This window comes from Lysinibacillus sp. JNUCC 51, assembly GCF_015999525.1.
Taxonomy (GTDB): domain Bacteria; phylum Bacillota; class Bacilli; order Bacillales_A; family Planococcaceae; genus Lysinibacillus; species Lysinibacillus xylanilyticus.
In genome coordinates this window covers 986,963-1,003,011 of sequence record NZ_CP065545.1, presented here as the reverse complement: position 1 = coordinate 1,003,011, position 16,049 = coordinate 986,963, and the positions used below count along the sequence as shown (strand labels likewise).

Genomic DNA, 16,049 nt, shown 5'->3' with positions numbered 1-16,049 from the left:
CGTTTACCAAGTAAAAGTTGATTGTAGTGGAGACTGGGCGACTCCTTGGGGATCAGCGTCACAGATGAGACCCTGCAGCGTAGCGAAGCGGCTCATCGGACGCCCCCAGGAAGCTCTGCTCTGCGCGAAAGCGAAGCGTCAGCGATAAAAGCGCCCAGTCGGAACGAAAATCAACCACACGCTATGTTGATAATCCTTGAAATTACTGTGATAGAAAAATCTACTAACGATAGATGTACAGATTAATAATTTTTTTGAAATTTTTAACAATTGAGTAAGTTTGGCATCAGAATTGCTGATTAAACGGTAGACATTGATGTAGAGGAAGGGGCTAGTGAATGTCTACATAAAACACATAAGGGGTGGTTTAATGGGGGCTTTGCAAAAATCACTGAAAACACGGCATATTACAATGATTTCCATTGGAGGGGTTATTGGAACAGGACTCTTCGTCGGGACAGGAAAAAATATTTTAAGTACCGGTCCGGCAGCGGTGATTTCATATGCAATTGCATGCTTACTCATAGTTTTGATCATGCAAATGGTTGGGGAAATGGCATCTGGAGAAATAGTATTAGGAAAGAAATCTGGAGGTTCAGCAGAGCTAGGGTCATTTGCTTCTTATGCAGGGAAGTATATCGGCCCATGGGCAGGTTTTACAGTTGGCTGGCTTTATTGGGCGAGCTGGGTATTTATTGTAGGGTTAGAAGCAGCGCTCATAGGGGGGATGCTACATAATTGGTTCCCGATGATCCCAACATGGCTCGGAAGCGTAGGCATAACATTATTGATGACAATTGTTAATATTTATTCAGTAAAATCATTTGGTGAATTCGAATATTGGCTGTCCTTCGTTAAAGTTACGGCAATTATTGTATTTTTAGTTGTTGGTATAGCTATGATTTTAGGGATTTGGCCAAATTACGAACCAAAGGGGTTAGGGATTTTATCGGAATTCGGTGGATTTGCACCAAATGGCATTGTACCAATTTTAACAGCAATTGTCTTTGTTATATTCTCCATTTGTGGTGCTGAGGTTGCAGCCATCGCGGCAGCAGAGTCTGAAAATCCAGCTAAAAATATTGTCCGCGCCATTCGCAACGTTGTTTTTCGATTAGGGTTATTTTTTGTAGGTTCAGTAGCTATTATGGTTTTAATTATCCCTTGGAATGATTCAAAAATGTTGGCAGCACCTTATGCAAATATTTTAACGATGGCAGGGCTTCCGATTGCTGCTCAACTTATTCAAATAGTCATTTTTATTTCTCTAATCTCTGTGTTAAATTCTGCTCTTTATACAAGTTCACGTATGTTACTTGAAATGTCCCGACAAGGTGATGCACCAAAAATATTCTCACAAATTAAAAATCGTCGAGGTGTACCCGTACCAGCAGTTATTGGTAGTACAGTAGTAGCGTATATTTGTGCGATGTTATACTTCATTTCACCTGAAGTCATTTTCTACTTTTTAGGTAATTGCGTTGGAGGATTAATGATTGCAGTTTATATTTTCATTGCTATTTCACAAATTCGTTTCCGGCGTTATTATGACAAAGTTTCAGATGAGCCATTATCGATTAGAATGTGGTTATTTCCATATTTGTCGTATGTCACAATTGGTATTTTAACAGTCGTTTATTTATGCCAAGCCCTCATCGAATCTTTACGTTCACAATTCTATTTAAGTACATTTGTATTAATTGGCTCAGTTGTGTTGTTCATGATTATGCGAAAGCTATCGACAAGACCGGCGGAGCAAATAGAGGAAAAGCTAGCGTCAGAATAGAATATTACTGAATACAAAAAAATTCGCAATATTTCTGCGAGATATCAAGCCATGAAAGAACTTAAAGGATACTTTAAACCTTTTAGGCTTCCAGATGCCCCGTAGAAAGAGCGGATTTTTTTGTATGAAAAAGTTCTTTAAGTTCAAGAGGGAGTGATCTAGATGTCGATAACTCAACTACATAAAGATGAGCATTTTTTTATTGTAAAAAATGATGAGGTAATGATTAAAAGTGATATCCAAATAGAGCTTCTTGAAAAAATAATTAAAAATTATAGTAAAGGAATAGAAACCTTTGAGGTAGAAGGCTATTTTATTCATGTATTAGATACTTCGCAAGGTAACTTATTTTATGTCAAACCAATTATGCAATATAGCTATATAGACTTTATGAACCCATTATCAATTAAAGTGTTAAACTCCATATCCGATGGTGTTACAGTATGTGATTGCGATGGCAAAATTTTATTTCAAAATGATAATGATATTGAAATTGTTGGCTTTGATTTAATGGGGAAATATGCAAAAGACGCAATCGCTGAAGGAATAATGAGTGATTCTATTTCGATGAAAGTAATTGAGTCAAAAGAAAAAGTAACTATTTTGCAGACGTTCATAAATGGCAAATGCTTTTTAGTTTCAGGTAAGCCAATATTTGATGAATACGGTGAATTACAATATGTAGTTGCTATTACTCGTGATATGACACAATTAAAACTGTTAGAGAAAGAAGTAAAAAAATTAGAAGTTCAAAACGAGAATTTTAAAAATAAGCTACATGCCTTACATAATAAAGAAAACACAAAAAGTAGTTTAATAGCTGTATCTTCAGCAATGATGCAGGTTGTAGAGCGTGTTATGAGAGTTGCAGTGGTAGACTCAACTGTATTAATCGGTGGTGAATCGGGCGTTGGTAAAGAGGAAATTACAAAGCTTATTCATGCAAATAGCCGACGTCACAATAGGCAAATTTTAACGATTAACTGTAGTGCAATCCCTGAGAATTTATTGGAATCTGAACTTTTCGGCTATGAGGCAGGAGCATTTACTGGAGCTTCAAGAGGTGGAAAGGCTGGGTTATTTGAAATTGCGTCAGGAGGTACAGTGTTTTTAGATGAAATTGGGGAGATGCCATTACTACTACAGGCGAAATTATTGCGTGTTCTCCAAGAATCAGAGGTTCAGCGTCTAGGTAGTGGAAAACCTATTCCTATCGATGTTCGCATAATCGCTGCGACAAACAGAAATTTAGCAGAGATGGTGAGGCAAGGTAAATTCCGTGAGGATTTATATTATCGTTTAAATATTATTCCGATTGAAATTCCTCCTTTAAGACATCGTCGCCAAGATATCATCCCACTAATCAATCACTTTTTAGCTGTTGTTGAAGAAAAATATAGTATCCATCGGACAATTGAGTCATCTGCAATGAAAATATTAGAATCTTATGATTGGCCAGGCAATGTCCGTCAACTTAAAAATATGGTGGAGCGTATTTGCTTACTAGCAACACAGCCAGAAATAACAGCATATATTGTGCAGCAAGAGTTAGATAGTAACCCAATTAGTACACGTAATCTAGAAGATCCTGTAGAAATACAAAGAATCCAGGAACCAGTTGTAACCCCAAAGTTTAGTGGTACTTTAAAGGAGCAAATAGCCTCGTTCGAAAAGCAAATTATTAAAGAAGCTTTATCTAAATATCCAAGTATTAGGCAGGCTGCCAAATCACTTGGTTGTGATCAGTCGACATTAGTGCGTAAAATACAAAAGTTCCAATTAACGAAACAAATTTCATATAAGGACTAGTGATGTATTTTTGCATCAAAATTTCATCTATGCACAATACGTTGTGATATCGCAATACTCACTAATAAATACAAAGAAAATGATGGAATGCATCATTAATATTGTTAATAGATTTAGAAGAAAAGAGGCATTTTCCACAAAGAAAGCGTCTCTTTTTAATTTTGTAGCAGTTTTGTGAAGCAACTGATGAAAAAAATATTGCTACTTTCTCATAACGTGGGGTTGATTTCCGTTCCGGCTGGGCGCTTTCCTGGGGGCGTCCGATGAGCCGCTTCACTCGCTTTGCTCGCTCCAGGGTCTCATCTGCGACGCTGATCCCCAAGGAGTCGCCCAGCCTCCACTCCAATCAACTATATTATTGGCATACATTTCACCAAAATTATTCCTATCTTTTGGTGATGAGTGAAAAAATTACAACGCATTAAATAATTTTTCCCATCAGTTGGCATGAGAATTGCTACTAAAAAGATGTATGAAATTTTAAACGAAAAGAGGTTGGCATTTATGACAATTCAACTAAAAGAAGAGCTAAAAACGTTAGATCAAAAACATTTTCTACACCCGACAACGTCAATTGAACAACAGCAAACACAAGGTCCAGCAGCCATTTTTACAGAGGGCAATGGCATTTATTTAAAAGATATAGAAGGAAATATCTACATTGATGGGATGTCTTCATTATGGAATGTAAATATTGGGCATGGTCGTAAAGAAATTGCTGAAGTGGCGAAGGAGCAAATATCTAAATTAGCATTTAGTTCCTGTTTCGCATCGTTTAGCAATGAACCAGCTATTCGTTTAGCGACGAAAATTGCATCTTTAACTCCGGGAGACTTAAATACTGTATTTTTCACTTCAGGCGGCTCAGAGTCGAACGATACAGCGATTAAATTAGCACGACATTACTGGTTACTCAAAGGACAGCCAGAGCGCCAAAAGATCATTTCACGTACCCATTCATACCATGGTGTAGCTATGGGTGCAACAAGTGCGACAGGCTTACAAGCGTTTCGTGACTTTACTAATTCACACGCTCCTGATTTCCACTATGTATACAGCGAATCCGTACGCAATTTACGTGAAACTATTGAAGCGTTAGGCCCTGAGACTGTAGCTGCATTTATTTCTGAGCCTGTGCAAGGTGCAGGTGGGGTTAATATCCCACAAAAAGATTACTTTAAAGAGGTACGAAAAATTTGTGATGAGTACGGTATTTTATTCATTGCAGATGAAGTCATTACCGGGTTTGGTCGTACAGGTAAATTTTTCGGTATGGAACATTATGGCGTAGTGCCAGATATGATGTCATTCGCTAAAGGAGTATCGAGTGGCTATGTTCAGCTTGGTGGTGTGGCGATATCCGAAAAGCTTCATCAAGATTATTGCGAACTTTCTAAAGGAACATTAATGCACGGATATACTTACAGCGGTCATGCGCTCGCATGTCAGGTTGGGTTGAAGAATATAGAAATCCTTGAGCATGAAAATCTCGTTGAAAATGCTGCAAAGATGGGGGATGCCATGTTAGAAGGCTTCCGAGCACTGCAAGAAAAATATAGCTTTATCGGACGCGTGCGTACTCTTGGATTACTTGGAGCTATTGAATTAGTAAAAAGCCGTGAGACGGGTGAATTGTTTGAGTCTCCTCTTAGTCCAATTTTTGTACAAGAAACGATGAAACGAGGATTGATTTTACGAACAGTTACGTATGATCAAGATACAGTTGTTTTTTCTCCACCTCTCATTCTATCAAAAGTAGAGCTAGATGAAATGTTACGTATTTTAGACGAGACATTTGAGCATATACGTAAAACAATTGTTGAAAAAGAGTAGGGTCAACAATAACGATCATTATTTGAAGGAGGAGTTTTATGACAACTATCGTTAGAGAAATACGAGAACAATTTAATCCTGCAAAGCCATCTCAATGTATAGGCCAAGTAGAGCTTTTGACAATAGATGAAACGAAAGACGTTATCGTTGCAGCTCAGGAAGCATTTGAAGGGTGGAAAAATACATCATCTGTTGCACGTGGAGAAATATTACGCGTGACAGCAGACTTGCTTGAGAAAAATATTGATAAAGTAGCAGAAATAGCTTCGAGTGAAATGGGTAAAACGAAAAATGAAATGATTGGTGAAGTTAAACGTGGTGCTTCCATTTTACGTTATTTTGCACAAGAAGGGCTGCGGGCAACAGGTGAGGTGTTACCTTCTGCCAATGAAGCGAAATTATTGTACACAATGCGGGTGCCACTTGGTGTCGTTGCTGCCATAACTCCCTGGAATTTCCCTGTCGCAATTCCTCTATGGAAAATTGCGCCTGCATTAGTGTACGGCAATACTGTTGTCTGGAAGCCGTCTATTGAAACAGCTTTAACTGGAAAATTAATAGGGGAATTATTTCAACAGGCAGGCTTACCAGAAAACGTGTTAAATGTTGTGCAAGGCCGTGGTTCAAAGGTAGGTCAGGTTTTATTGGAGGCACCTGAAGTAAAGGCGATTACATTTACAGGTTCGAATAATGTGGGGCAAAGTATTTTAGATACTGCTGGATCAACTAATAAAAAAATTCAGCTCGAACTTGGCGGCAAAAATGCAGCTATTATTTTAGCTGATGCCAATATCAATCAAGCTGCAAAATTAACGATTGAAGGTGCGATGAAGCAGACTGGTCAGCGTTGTACAGCAACTAGTCGAGTTTACATCGAGGAAGCGGTTTATGAAAAGGTATTAGAGCAGTTAATTGCAGAAGCTAAAAAAATTGAAGTTGGTGTCACGATGGGACCTGTTTCCTCCAGGGGACAGTATGATTCTATTTTAGCTGCTATTGAAAACGCAAAACTAGATGGAGCTGAACTTGTGTTTGGTGGTGGTGCAACTCAAGGGATGCAAGAGGGATATTATATCGATCCAACCATTTTTACGAATGTAACACATGACATGGCGATTGCCCGTGAAGAGATTTTTGGACCAGTTTTAGCCGTCATAAAGGTAAAGGATTATGAAGAAGCGCTCCGGTTATCGAATGACTCTGAGTTTGGATTGAGTGCTTCTATTTATACAACTAACATTCCGAAAGCATTTGATTTTATTAACCGTAGTGAAGTTGGACTTGTACAGGTTAACGATGAAACGGGTGGAGCGGAGCCTCAAGCACCGTTTGGAGGAATGAAAAACTCAAGTACCGGTGCCCGTGAGCAGGGGCAGGCAGCAAAAGAGTTCTTTACAACATTTAAAACAATTACGATTAGCACAAAAAGTGAGTAAAAAATTTAACATGAAAGAAATTTAAAAAAGAAGACAAAAAAATAAATGTCACATATGCCTCGGTGTAATGGCTCAGATTTTTCTTGAATTGTACGCAATAACTAAAAAAATCTAGGCATTCGCTTGAGGCATTAACTATATACAAAAAATTTGGGGTTATAAATTAAACGAAAGAAGGTAGAGCTATGGCACAAAGTCGTTTAGCAATCGATGTCGGTGGAACGTTTACGGATGTATTTGTTTTTAATGAAGAGACGGGGGAAGTATTCGTTACAAAAACGTCGTCTACACCTTCAAATCCGGAGCAAGGAATTTTAAACGGAGTAGAAAAAGCAGCATTAAATGGTAAGGATATTAAAATTTTCTCTCATGGCACAACAGTTGGAACGAATGCGTTAATTGAGCGCAAGCTGCCAAAAACAGCTCTTATAACGACAAAAGGTTTTAGAGATGTCATCGAAATTCGCCGGGGAACGAAAGAAGATATTTGGGACACATACAAAGATACTGCGAGGCCTTATATTCAACGACGAGATCGATTTGAAGTGACAGAAAGAATAGATTATGAGGGAAATATTCTTCAAGCAATTGATGAAGAGGAAATTCGTTTATTAGCTCAAAAATTAAAACGTCGCGGTACAGAATCCATTGCCGTTTGTTTCATCAATGCTTATGTGAACGGGGAAAATGAGGCGAAAGTTAAAGAAATTATAAAAGAGGAATTACCGGATGTCTATGTTTGTATTTCAAGCGAGGTGCTTCCAGAAATTTTTGAGCATGAGCGTATGAGTACAACTATTATAAATGCAGTTCTTGGACCAATTATGAGTAATTACATTAGTAAGTTAAGCACTGAAATGCAGAAAAAAGGTTATGACGATGAAATATTAGTTTTACACTCTGGTGGCGGTGTTATGACTTCAAGTACAGTGCCCCGCTATGCTGCTAGATTGGCAAGTTCGGGTATAGCTGCTGGAGCAATTGCAAGTAAACATATCGCAAAGTTGTGCGGATTTGAAAATGCAATCGGCTTAGATATGGGTGGTACAAGTACTGATATTTCACTGATGTATAAGGGCGATATACGAATTACAAAGGACTGGTCGATAGAATATGGCTATCCAATTGGTTTCCCGAGCATAGAAATATTAACAATAGGGGCCGGTGGAGGTAGCCTCGCCTGGAAAGATGAAGGCGGTTCCTTACGAAATGGACCACAAAGTGCAGGGGCAGTGCCAGGTCCAGCTTGCTATGGGCGAGGAGGCATTGAGCCAACTAATTCAGATGCAAATTTAGTGTTAGGACGTCTAGGTGTGGATTTGTTAGATGGGACGATGCAGTTAAACAAGGAAGCAGCTAGAGATGCTGTGAAAAAAATAGCAAATGCATTCGATCAAACGATTGAGGAAGCGGCAAGTGCCATTATAGAAGTTGCGAATGCCAATATGAGTGATGCAGTTCGGTTAATATCGGTGCGGAGAGGCTATGATCCCCGTGATTTCGCGCTTGTAGCTTTTGGTGGTGCTGGTCCTTTACACGGTGCCTACTTGGCAAAAGATTTAAACATCCCAAAAGTCATTATTCCTACGCATCCAGGTGTAGCAGCGGCAATGGGATGCCTACTTGTAGATGTCCGTCATGATATTTCTAAAACGTATGTGAAAAAATTAGATGAAGTAAGTGCAGAGGAACTGACAAATCAGTTTAGTGAATTACGAGAAGAGGCAAGAGAGTTATTAGAAGAGGAAGGAATTGCAGAAAATACATCAACATTAACAAATTATATTGACCTTCGTTATAAGGGACAATGGCGATCTCTAGCTGTTCCCATATCCGATCAAATAACTTCCTTAGACGCTATTTTGGAAGCATTTCATAAAGAACATGAACGAGAATTTGCATTTTCTGATAAGGATCAGACCGTAGAAATATTTGGCCTACGTGTAACAGCTATAGGCACTGTACCAAAGCCTAATTTCCCGCAATATGTTTCTGAAGGCTCTCTGGAAGACGCTTTTAAAGAAACGCGTCCTGTTTATTTTGAGGGTAAATATATTGAAACCAACGTATATAATCGCGATAAAATACCTGTTTATACACAATTTACAGGTCCAGCCATTATCGATCAGCTTGATACGACGACTGTTATTCCACCAGGATTTACTGCTGAAGTAGATGCCTATAAAAATATTATTATTACGGTGAACTAATACGGAGTAAGGAGGAATTGGCTATGAGTACAACGAAATTGGAGACAAATCAAAAGGTCCAAAATTTAGACCCAGTAACATTTGAAGTGTTAAAAAACGGCTTTGTGAATTTAGTAGATCAAATGGCTGAACAAATGCTGCGTACATGCTACTCGTTTGTTATTTATAATCGAGACTTCAGCTGTGCATTATGCGATGCACAGGGGAATACCGTTATGCAAGGTACGCAAGATATTTCTGTACATGTAGGGACATTGCATTTAACTGCAAAAGCTGTCTTAGAGGATTTCGCTGATGACATTCATCCGGGTGATGTGTTTTTAGTAAATGATCCTTATCGTGGAGGGACACATTTCAGTGATGTACGTGTAATTTTACCAGTGTTCCATTATGACAAACTAATTGCACTTATGCAAACAAATGGTCACTGGGCAGATGTTGGTGGCTCTAACCCAGGTTCCTTTGATATTACAGCTAAGGAACATTACGGAGAAGGCCTACGTATCCCACCTGTCCGCATTTATAGTAAAGGTAAATATTTAACAGATGTTGTGAAGATTATTGTCATGAATATGCGTATCCCGGAAGAACGTATTGGAGATTTACGTTCTCAAGTGGAAGCTGCTAAAGTAGGAGAGAAGCAGCTCCAGGAAATGATAGAAAAGTACGGCATAAATACAGTGTTAGAAGCTTTTGAGGAAGTCCAAAACTATGTAGAGCGATTAATGCGAGCGAAAATTAAAGCTTTACCAAAAGGACAGTGGGAAACGGTGGACTATATCGATATGGATCCACAATTAGGAGATGGCCTCATCCCAATTCGTGTGAAAATGACCATTACGGAGGATGAAATAGTTTATGATTTAAGCGATTCACATCCTTATATTAGCTGTTTCTTAAATGCGGGCTTTGGCTCAGCGCTTTCTGGTACTTATGCAGGAACCAAAACATTTTTCCCGGATATTCCGCTGAACTCGGGGTTTTATCGTGTTGTGAAAATATTTCTTCCTGAAAACTCTGTCGTCAACGCACCTAGCCCAGTAGCTGTCTCTGGCTATTGTTCAGGCGCGTTTGAAAAAATTATGAATGCATGCTTCGAATTATGGTCGAACATTATGCCTGAACGCGCTATCGCATGTTCATTTAATTTAGAGTATTTATTAATAGGTGGGTATGATGAGCGGAGAGATAGTAGTGAATATTTTATGTGGTATGACTGGATGGCTGGTGGTCATGGTGGACGTATTGACCGGGATGGTGCGAATACTACCTCACCAGTGTTCGGGGTAGGTTTGAGTGTTCAACCATGCGAGGGGCAAGAGCGTTTGTCTCCAGTTGTTACAACAAAGCATGAAATAATAATAGATTCTGCTGGCCCAGGTAAATACCGTGGCGGCTGTGGTGTAGAAAAGGGCGGCGTTTTAACGAATGTAAAACAAACAGTGATGTCCTATTGCTGTGATCGTTCTCGCTCCATTACATGGGGGATTATGGGTGGCTTACCTTCCATCGCACAGGGGGCTATTTTAAATCCCCAAAAAGAGGATGAAAAATTTTTAGGTACGATCTTCTCCAATGTTGAATTGAAGAAAGGAGATTCCTTTACACGTCCCTCGGCAGGAGGCGGTGGTTTAGGTGATCCATTAGCACGAGATGTAAATGCCGTTTTAGAGGACGTTATTGATGAATATGTTTCGATTGAGCGTGCAAAGCTTGATTATGGCGTAGTTATCAATGAAATTGACCGCGATATAGATGCCTTCGAAATTGATGTGGTTGCAACATTAAAAGAACGTGATTATATTCGCAAAAATCGCCATAGATGGCTGGAAACAGATCCAATAGAAGTTGAGCGGATGTATGGCAAAGGTGAAATTAATCAAATGGATGTTGTTCGTAAATATGGTGTCATTATGGATTATGAAACAAATAAAGCATTGCCAGTTTCAACAGAGCAATACCGAGAAGCGATGAAGAAACGTTCTTTGGCATATTGGGGATAGACATAACGTTCTAGCATATTGGATCAAGTATCAACTAACTTTAATTATAAATAAGAGAGTAGTTCACACTACTCTCTCTGCGAAATGAGGGTTTACAAATATATCAAGTAATGCGAACTACATAAAACTTGAAGAGTATGCTGACTACTGCCCAACCAAATATAATCAGCAAGCATATTTTAAATAGTGTTAACCAAAGCTTTCGGCAAGAATAACGAATAAGGGTTGATTTATAACATCTTTAGTGTAAAATTACACCAAAGATGTTATTTTATTTGTGAGACCGAAATTTAAGGACATCGATAAAACAGTCTTACTTGATCGAGTTATGCTTTTTGGGAGGGAATGAAATGACATTTTTACGTTCTTTGCATGTCAATGTTATGATGGCATGTATAGTTGCGTTTATAGTAGCGGTAATTGGTATTAATCTATTTGATCTTTATCAACTAGGAATGCTTGGTATACTTGCTATTATTGTGTTTCCAATTACGGTGATTTTAGCTGGAAGACGCTTTGCTCCAGCGCCATTTAATAATTTCACTACGTGGATTGTTATCATAATGATTGGTATTTGCATCTTACATTGGATAGGTCAAGATGATAAGGGACTATTGATGACGCTTTTCACATTAGACTATGTATTTATGTGGCTGATCTATCATGACACAGTACGAGAGTATATGGTTGCAAATGATTTTACTTACTTTAGCTATATCGTTCGCATTGTGCTTGGTTTTTTATACGGTGTTTTGTTGGATGTATTCGTCTATTTCGTAAAAAAAATAATGAAACGATAAGTTTACTTAAACAGCAGAAGACTGCCTTTATGGCAGTCTTCTCGCAGTAATCCGACACAGTAGTAAGGGCATCAGTTTTTACTAAATCTACTAAGCTTAAAGAGTGATAAATCCTGCTTACTTTTTCCTATTAGCGTTAAATCCGCTAGTACTTCACCAACAGCACTACTAAATTTAAAGCCATGACCTGAAAAACCTGCTGCAATAACAATATTTTGATGCTCAGGTAAAAAGTCAATAATGAAATCTTCATCTGGAGTCATCGAATATTTACATGGTTTTCCGAATTTCAATGCACCGTGTTGAGGCATAAAACGATTGATGAAGTTTTGTAAATCTATTGCATCCTGTTCGTCGAATGGGCGTAGCGGATCGTTTGGGTTAATACCATCACCGCCATCATGTCTGCCAAGCTTTAGGCCAGCTCCATCAATACTTGGAAAACCATAGTATGCGGAATCAGCAAATTCAAAACAATAGGCCGGGAAAATATCTTCACGATAAAGTTGCTCATCAGCTTCAAACCATGCAAAGGTTTTTCTCGTTGGTGTAACGGGGATGGTGATGTCCACTGTTTGTAGTAACTCAGTTGCCCAAGCACCAGCTGTCACAACTAAATGTTTAGCTTCATATATATTATTTGCTGTTTGGACACGGATAATTTCTCCCGCTTTGATGTTCTGTACTTTTTCATTTGTATGTAAGCTTGCCCCTGCTTCAAGAGCTAATTTTTTATAAGCGCGAATGCAGGCTTCTACGCGAAGGACACCAGCAGTAGGCTCAAAGCAAGCAACAAAGTTTTCAGGTAAGGATAATCCAGGCCATTTCTTCATTGCTTCAGCCGCAGAATATTGCTCTAATGCTAAATCATAGAGCCTAGCACTTTTTTTCACATTTTGAATGAAAGAGTGGGTCTCTGCACCGACATTTAATACCCCTGTTTGTAAAAATAAAGCTTCATCCGTTAACGCTTCAAGCTCTTTCCATAATTCACCTGCTCTTTTGACAAATGGTACATAGCTAGCTCCTTCACCATACGCAAAGCGAATAATTCTTGTTTCCCCATGATGACTACCTTCTTCGTGAGGAGGATTAAAGGCATCAAGCATCAAGACATTTTTTCCTGCCTTTGCTAAATTATAGCCCGTTGCCATCCCCATCGATCCTGCACCAATTACAATCACATCGTAAATCATTTTAATCCCTACTTTTTTGCTCTAGTATAACAAAATGAAAGAAAAACGGACAGAAATTTCTGAAAAATATCCCGAGTAAGAAAAATGCACAATCTCTTAGGGATAGGAGATTGCGCATAGACTTTAAAAGTGGTAATACTTTATTTAACAATATGGCTACTATAGCAGCTGTTGCTATTGGAGAGCCGAATAAGTATTGAACTGTTGTTGGTAATGAGTATAAGAAATCTTTAGGAAGTAATGTTAAGGCTAATGTTAAAATCACTGGTACAGCGATTACATACATTTCCTTTTCACCGATGCTTTCATTTTTCATTACTTGTAAACCACTGATTGCAATAATGCCACATACGATGACGAATACACCACCGATAACCGCTGAAGGGATGGCAGAAATAAGAGCAGCTAGTTTACCAGAGAAGCCGAATAAAATAAACCAAAAACCTGCAGCAATAAAAACACGACGACTTGCAATACCTGTGATCGATATCACACCTGCATTTGTAGAATAGCCAGTGACAGGAGTTGAACCTAGTAATGATGCGATGAAGCAACCAATTCCTTCGCCGATCACCCCGCGATTAATTTGTTTATCAGTTAATGGTTTATCGATGACATTGCTCACTGCAAACCATGTACCTGTTGTTTCTGCCATTAAGACGATATAAATAATCACCATTGTAATGATAGCTGAAAAATTAAACGTGAAGCTAAAATCTGCAAATGGAATTTGAGGCATACTAAACCATTTTGCTTGTGACACTGCTGATAAATTTAAAACACCCATAATATTTGCAGCAATACAACCTACGATTAATGCGATGATTACTGAAGCTATACGAAATACGCGTCCTTTTTTATTAAAGACAGAACCTAGCATAACGCAAAGGATTAGAACGATAGCCGAAGTTAAAGCTAAATAGATGTTTTGGTTAATAGATGCACCTGCCGCATTATAAATGTTATCACTCAAACCTACAGGCATTAATGAAAGACCGACCACAAAGATAATTGTCCCTCCGACAATTGGCGGAATGAAAGTTTTCACGATTTTATTGAATACACCTGTAAAACCTAAAATAATAACTAAGATGGCGCCGACTAAACTTGCTCCTAGCACAGTACTCCAACCAAGATCTCCACTACCACTTGCTGCATAAATACCTACGATGGCCCCGATTGGAACATATGAAGGACCTTGAGCTATCGGTAACTTCATGCAAAAGTGAGTTTGAATAATCGTAGCAATCCCGACCGCAATGAAAGTCGATTGAATCAATGCACTTGATTGACCTGATTGAAAACCGATTAACATGGCAATTAAGAAAGGCACTACGTAGACATCCATTGCCATTACATGCTGTAAACCAAGTAGGGCGGATTGGCCGAATGATACCTTCTCATCTGGTAAAACTGTTAATTGCTGAGTTTTCATTTTATCGTTAGCTAATTTGTTATGTTGCGTTTCCACTAAGATGTACACCTCAAAATTGTAAATTTAGAATTTTTATTTATGCTCTAGCGTGAACCTTATTTCCTTGTACCCAAACTTCACGGATATTTTCAGGGCGCACAAGATACATGATCTTTTGGAAGATATCTTGTAAATCTTCCTTACTATCGAAAATAGGAAGTTTTGCAGAAGGTATGTTAGTATCGATGATTTGTACATCCCACGTGTAGTTTTCTTGTAATCTACCAATGGGTAGGCTCAAGCTTTCTCCGCCACCTGCTGTCGCTAAATAAAATGCTTCATTAATCGTAATACGTGAATTTGGGACACCACGTTTTTCAGCAGAAAGAGCTGTATCGACACCATCTTCTAACATTCTAGATGACATGACTGCTTGTCTAGCATTATCGAATAGGCTTGGTGAGAAACCGCCAGAAATATCTGACCCTAATCCGATATCAACGCCTTTTGCATGGAAGCGGGCAATTGGAATGACGCTATTTGCAAAATAAGCATTAGAAATTGGACAATGACCTATCGCTGTGCCTGTTTCAGCAAATAACTGTGCATCATCATCATTTAAGAAATTGCAATGTGCCATTACAGATTTATCGCCTAATAGACCAAAATCATGTAAGGCGAAGGCATCATTTTTCTTAAAGCGTTCTTTTACGTAGCCATGCTCCCAATCGCTTTCACTACAATGTGACTGGATATGTGTATCGTATTTAGCTGCTAATTCTCCCAAACCTTTTAGAGCATCGTCTGTACAGCTTGGAATAAAGCGTGGTGTTACAACTGGATAAACTCCTTGCTTCGTTGATTTGGCTAATTCCTTAACAGCTAATATAAATTCTTCTGTATCTTTTAGTGCAGTTTGAGTATTTGCATCTCGATAATAGTCTGGATTTTGTTCAGGATCATCCATTACAACTTTCCCAACTAAACCTCGTTGCCCTTTTTCAGCACAAATTTTCGCTAATAGCACACTTGCTTCTTTATGGACAGTTGCAAAATAGAGCGATGTAGTCGTTCCATTTGCAAGGAGATTACTTACCAAATCTTCATAGACCTCTTGTGCAAACTCTAAATCGGAGAATTTGGATTCGATAGGGAAGGTGTATGTGTTCAGCCAGTCATAAAGTGGAATATCTAATGCAGTTCCAGCTTGTGCCCATTGCGGTGCATGTACATGCAAATCAATAAAACCAGGGAAGAAATATTGTCCATTGGCTAATTGATGAAAATTCTCTTTGTTTTGATATGTAGTTAGTAGATTTTGATATTCTGCATGCTCAGGAGCTACTGTTTTCGCAATCATCCCGTCAGCATTAATGAAGAATAAATAATCCTTTAAAATTTGTACTTCAGTAGGAGACTTACTTGAAAAAGCTGTGCCTTTAAAAATTAACGTATATTCTGACATGAAAACCACCTTAATGTTCGTGTATTGACGAATTCATGGATTATTATAGGTCATTTAAACTGTTTCGTCTATAAAAAAACGAATATCAATGGAATTA

At 38.5% G+C, this 16,049-nt stretch carries 10 protein-coding genes; 7 read left to right on the top strand and 3 right to left on the bottom strand.

From position 1 onward, the window contains the following. Nucleotides 1-370: 370 nt before the first annotated feature. The 7 genes from JNUCC51_RS05170 (at nucleotide 371) to JNUCC51_RS05140 (ending at nucleotide 11,877) form a co-directional block, all read left to right on the top strand. A complete protein-coding gene (locus JNUCC51_RS05170; RefSeq protein WP_337991130.1) occupies nucleotides 371-1,786 on the top strand; it encodes an amino acid permease in 1,416 nt (471 codons plus the stop codon). A 162-nt stretch (nucleotides 1,787-1,948) separates the two neighbouring features. After that, on the top strand, nucleotides 1,949-3,595 hold the full coding sequence (locus JNUCC51_RS05165) for a sigma-54 interaction domain-containing protein (RefSeq protein WP_337991129.1): 1,647 nt from the start codon (nucleotides 1,949-1,951) through the stop codon (nucleotides 3,593-3,595). 504 nt (nucleotides 3,596-4,099) lie between these two features. Beyond that, nucleotides 4,100-5,428 (top strand): aminotransferase family protein, encoded by a 1,329-nt coding sequence (locus tag JNUCC51_RS05160; protein WP_337991128.1) that lies wholly within the window; start codon nucleotides 4,100-4,102, stop codon nucleotides 5,426-5,428. 38 nt (nucleotides 5,429-5,466) lie between these two features. Beyond that, entirely contained in the window at nucleotides 5,467-6,864 is a 1,398-nt protein-coding gene (locus JNUCC51_RS05155) for an aldehyde dehydrogenase family protein (protein ID WP_337991127.1), read from the top strand. A 185-nt stretch (nucleotides 6,865-7,049) separates the two neighbouring features. Further along, nucleotides 7,050-9,074, top strand: a complete 2,025-nt coding sequence (locus JNUCC51_RS05150) for a hydantoinase/oxoprolinase family protein (RefSeq protein ID WP_337991126.1) — start codon at nucleotides 7,050-7,052, stop codon at nucleotides 9,072-9,074. A gap of 23 nt (nucleotides 9,075-9,097) precedes the next feature. Then, a complete protein-coding gene (locus tag JNUCC51_RS05145; protein ID WP_337991125.1) occupies nucleotides 9,098-11,077 on the top strand; it encodes a hydantoinase B/oxoprolinase family protein in 1,980 nt (659 codons plus the stop codon). A gap of 350 nt (nucleotides 11,078-11,427) precedes the next feature. After that, nucleotides 11,428-11,877: a hypothetical protein gene (locus tag JNUCC51_RS05140; RefSeq protein ID WP_337991124.1), complete on the top strand. Its 450-nt coding sequence runs from the start codon at nucleotides 11,428-11,430 to the stop codon at nucleotides 11,875-11,877. A gap of 71 nt (nucleotides 11,878-11,948) precedes the next feature. Here the strand turns inward: JNUCC51_RS05140 and solA are convergent, their stop codons facing one another. Genes solA through guaD form a run of 3 tightly spaced genes read right to left on the bottom strand, consistent with a single transcriptional unit; the run spans nucleotide 11,949 to nucleotide 15,952 of the window. Beyond that, entirely contained in the window at nucleotides 11,949-13,073 is a 1,125-nt protein-coding gene (gene solA / locus JNUCC51_RS05135) for an N-methyl-L-tryptophan oxidase (RefSeq protein ID WP_337991123.1), read from the bottom strand. 1 nt (nucleotide 13,074) lies between these two features. Beyond that, nucleotides 13,075-14,544 carry a uracil-xanthine permease family protein gene (locus tag JNUCC51_RS05130; RefSeq protein WP_337991122.1) on the bottom strand — a complete coding sequence of 490 codons (1,470 nt, stop codon included), beginning with the start codon at nucleotides 14,542-14,544 and terminating at the stop codon, nucleotides 13,075-13,077. A gap of 40 nt (nucleotides 14,545-14,584) precedes the next feature. After that, entirely contained in the window at nucleotides 14,585-15,952 is a 1,368-nt protein-coding gene (gene guaD / locus JNUCC51_RS05125; RefSeq protein WP_337991121.1) for a guanine deaminase, read from the bottom strand. Between the last annotated feature and the right edge of the window lie 97 nt (nucleotides 15,953-16,049).

Excerpts from the sequence above, each read along its gene's own strand:
- JNUCC51_RS05170 (WP_337991130.1), top strand. The coding sequence starts at position 371 with ATGGGGGCTTTGCAAAAATCACTGAAAACACGGCATATTACAATGATT.
- JNUCC51_RS05165 (WP_337991129.1), top strand. The coding sequence starts at position 1,949 with ATGTCGATAACTCAACTACATAAAGATGAGCATTTTTTTATTGTAAAA.
- JNUCC51_RS05160 (WP_337991128.1), top strand. The coding sequence starts at position 4,100 with ATGACAATTCAACTAAAAGAAGAGCTAAAAACGTTAGATCAAAAACAT.
- JNUCC51_RS05155 (WP_337991127.1), top strand. The coding sequence starts at position 5,467 with ATGACAACTATCGTTAGAGAAATACGAGAACAATTTAATCCTGCAAAG.
- JNUCC51_RS05150 (WP_337991126.1), top strand. The coding sequence starts at position 7,050 with ATGGCACAAAGTCGTTTAGCAATCGATGTCGGTGGAACGTTTACGGAT.
- JNUCC51_RS05145 (WP_337991125.1), top strand. The coding sequence starts at position 9,098 with ATGAGTACAACGAAATTGGAGACAAATCAAAAGGTCCAAAATTTAGAC.
- JNUCC51_RS05140 (WP_337991124.1), top strand. The coding sequence starts at position 11,428 with ATGACATTTTTACGTTCTTTGCATGTCAATGTTATGATGGCATGTATA.
- solA (WP_337991123.1), bottom strand. The coding sequence starts at position 13,073 with ATGATTTACGATGTGATTGTAATTGGTGCAGGATCGATGGGGATGGCA.
- guaD (WP_337991121.1), bottom strand. The coding sequence starts at position 15,952 with ATGTCAGAATATACGTTAATTTTTAAAGGCACAGCTTTTTCAAGTAAG.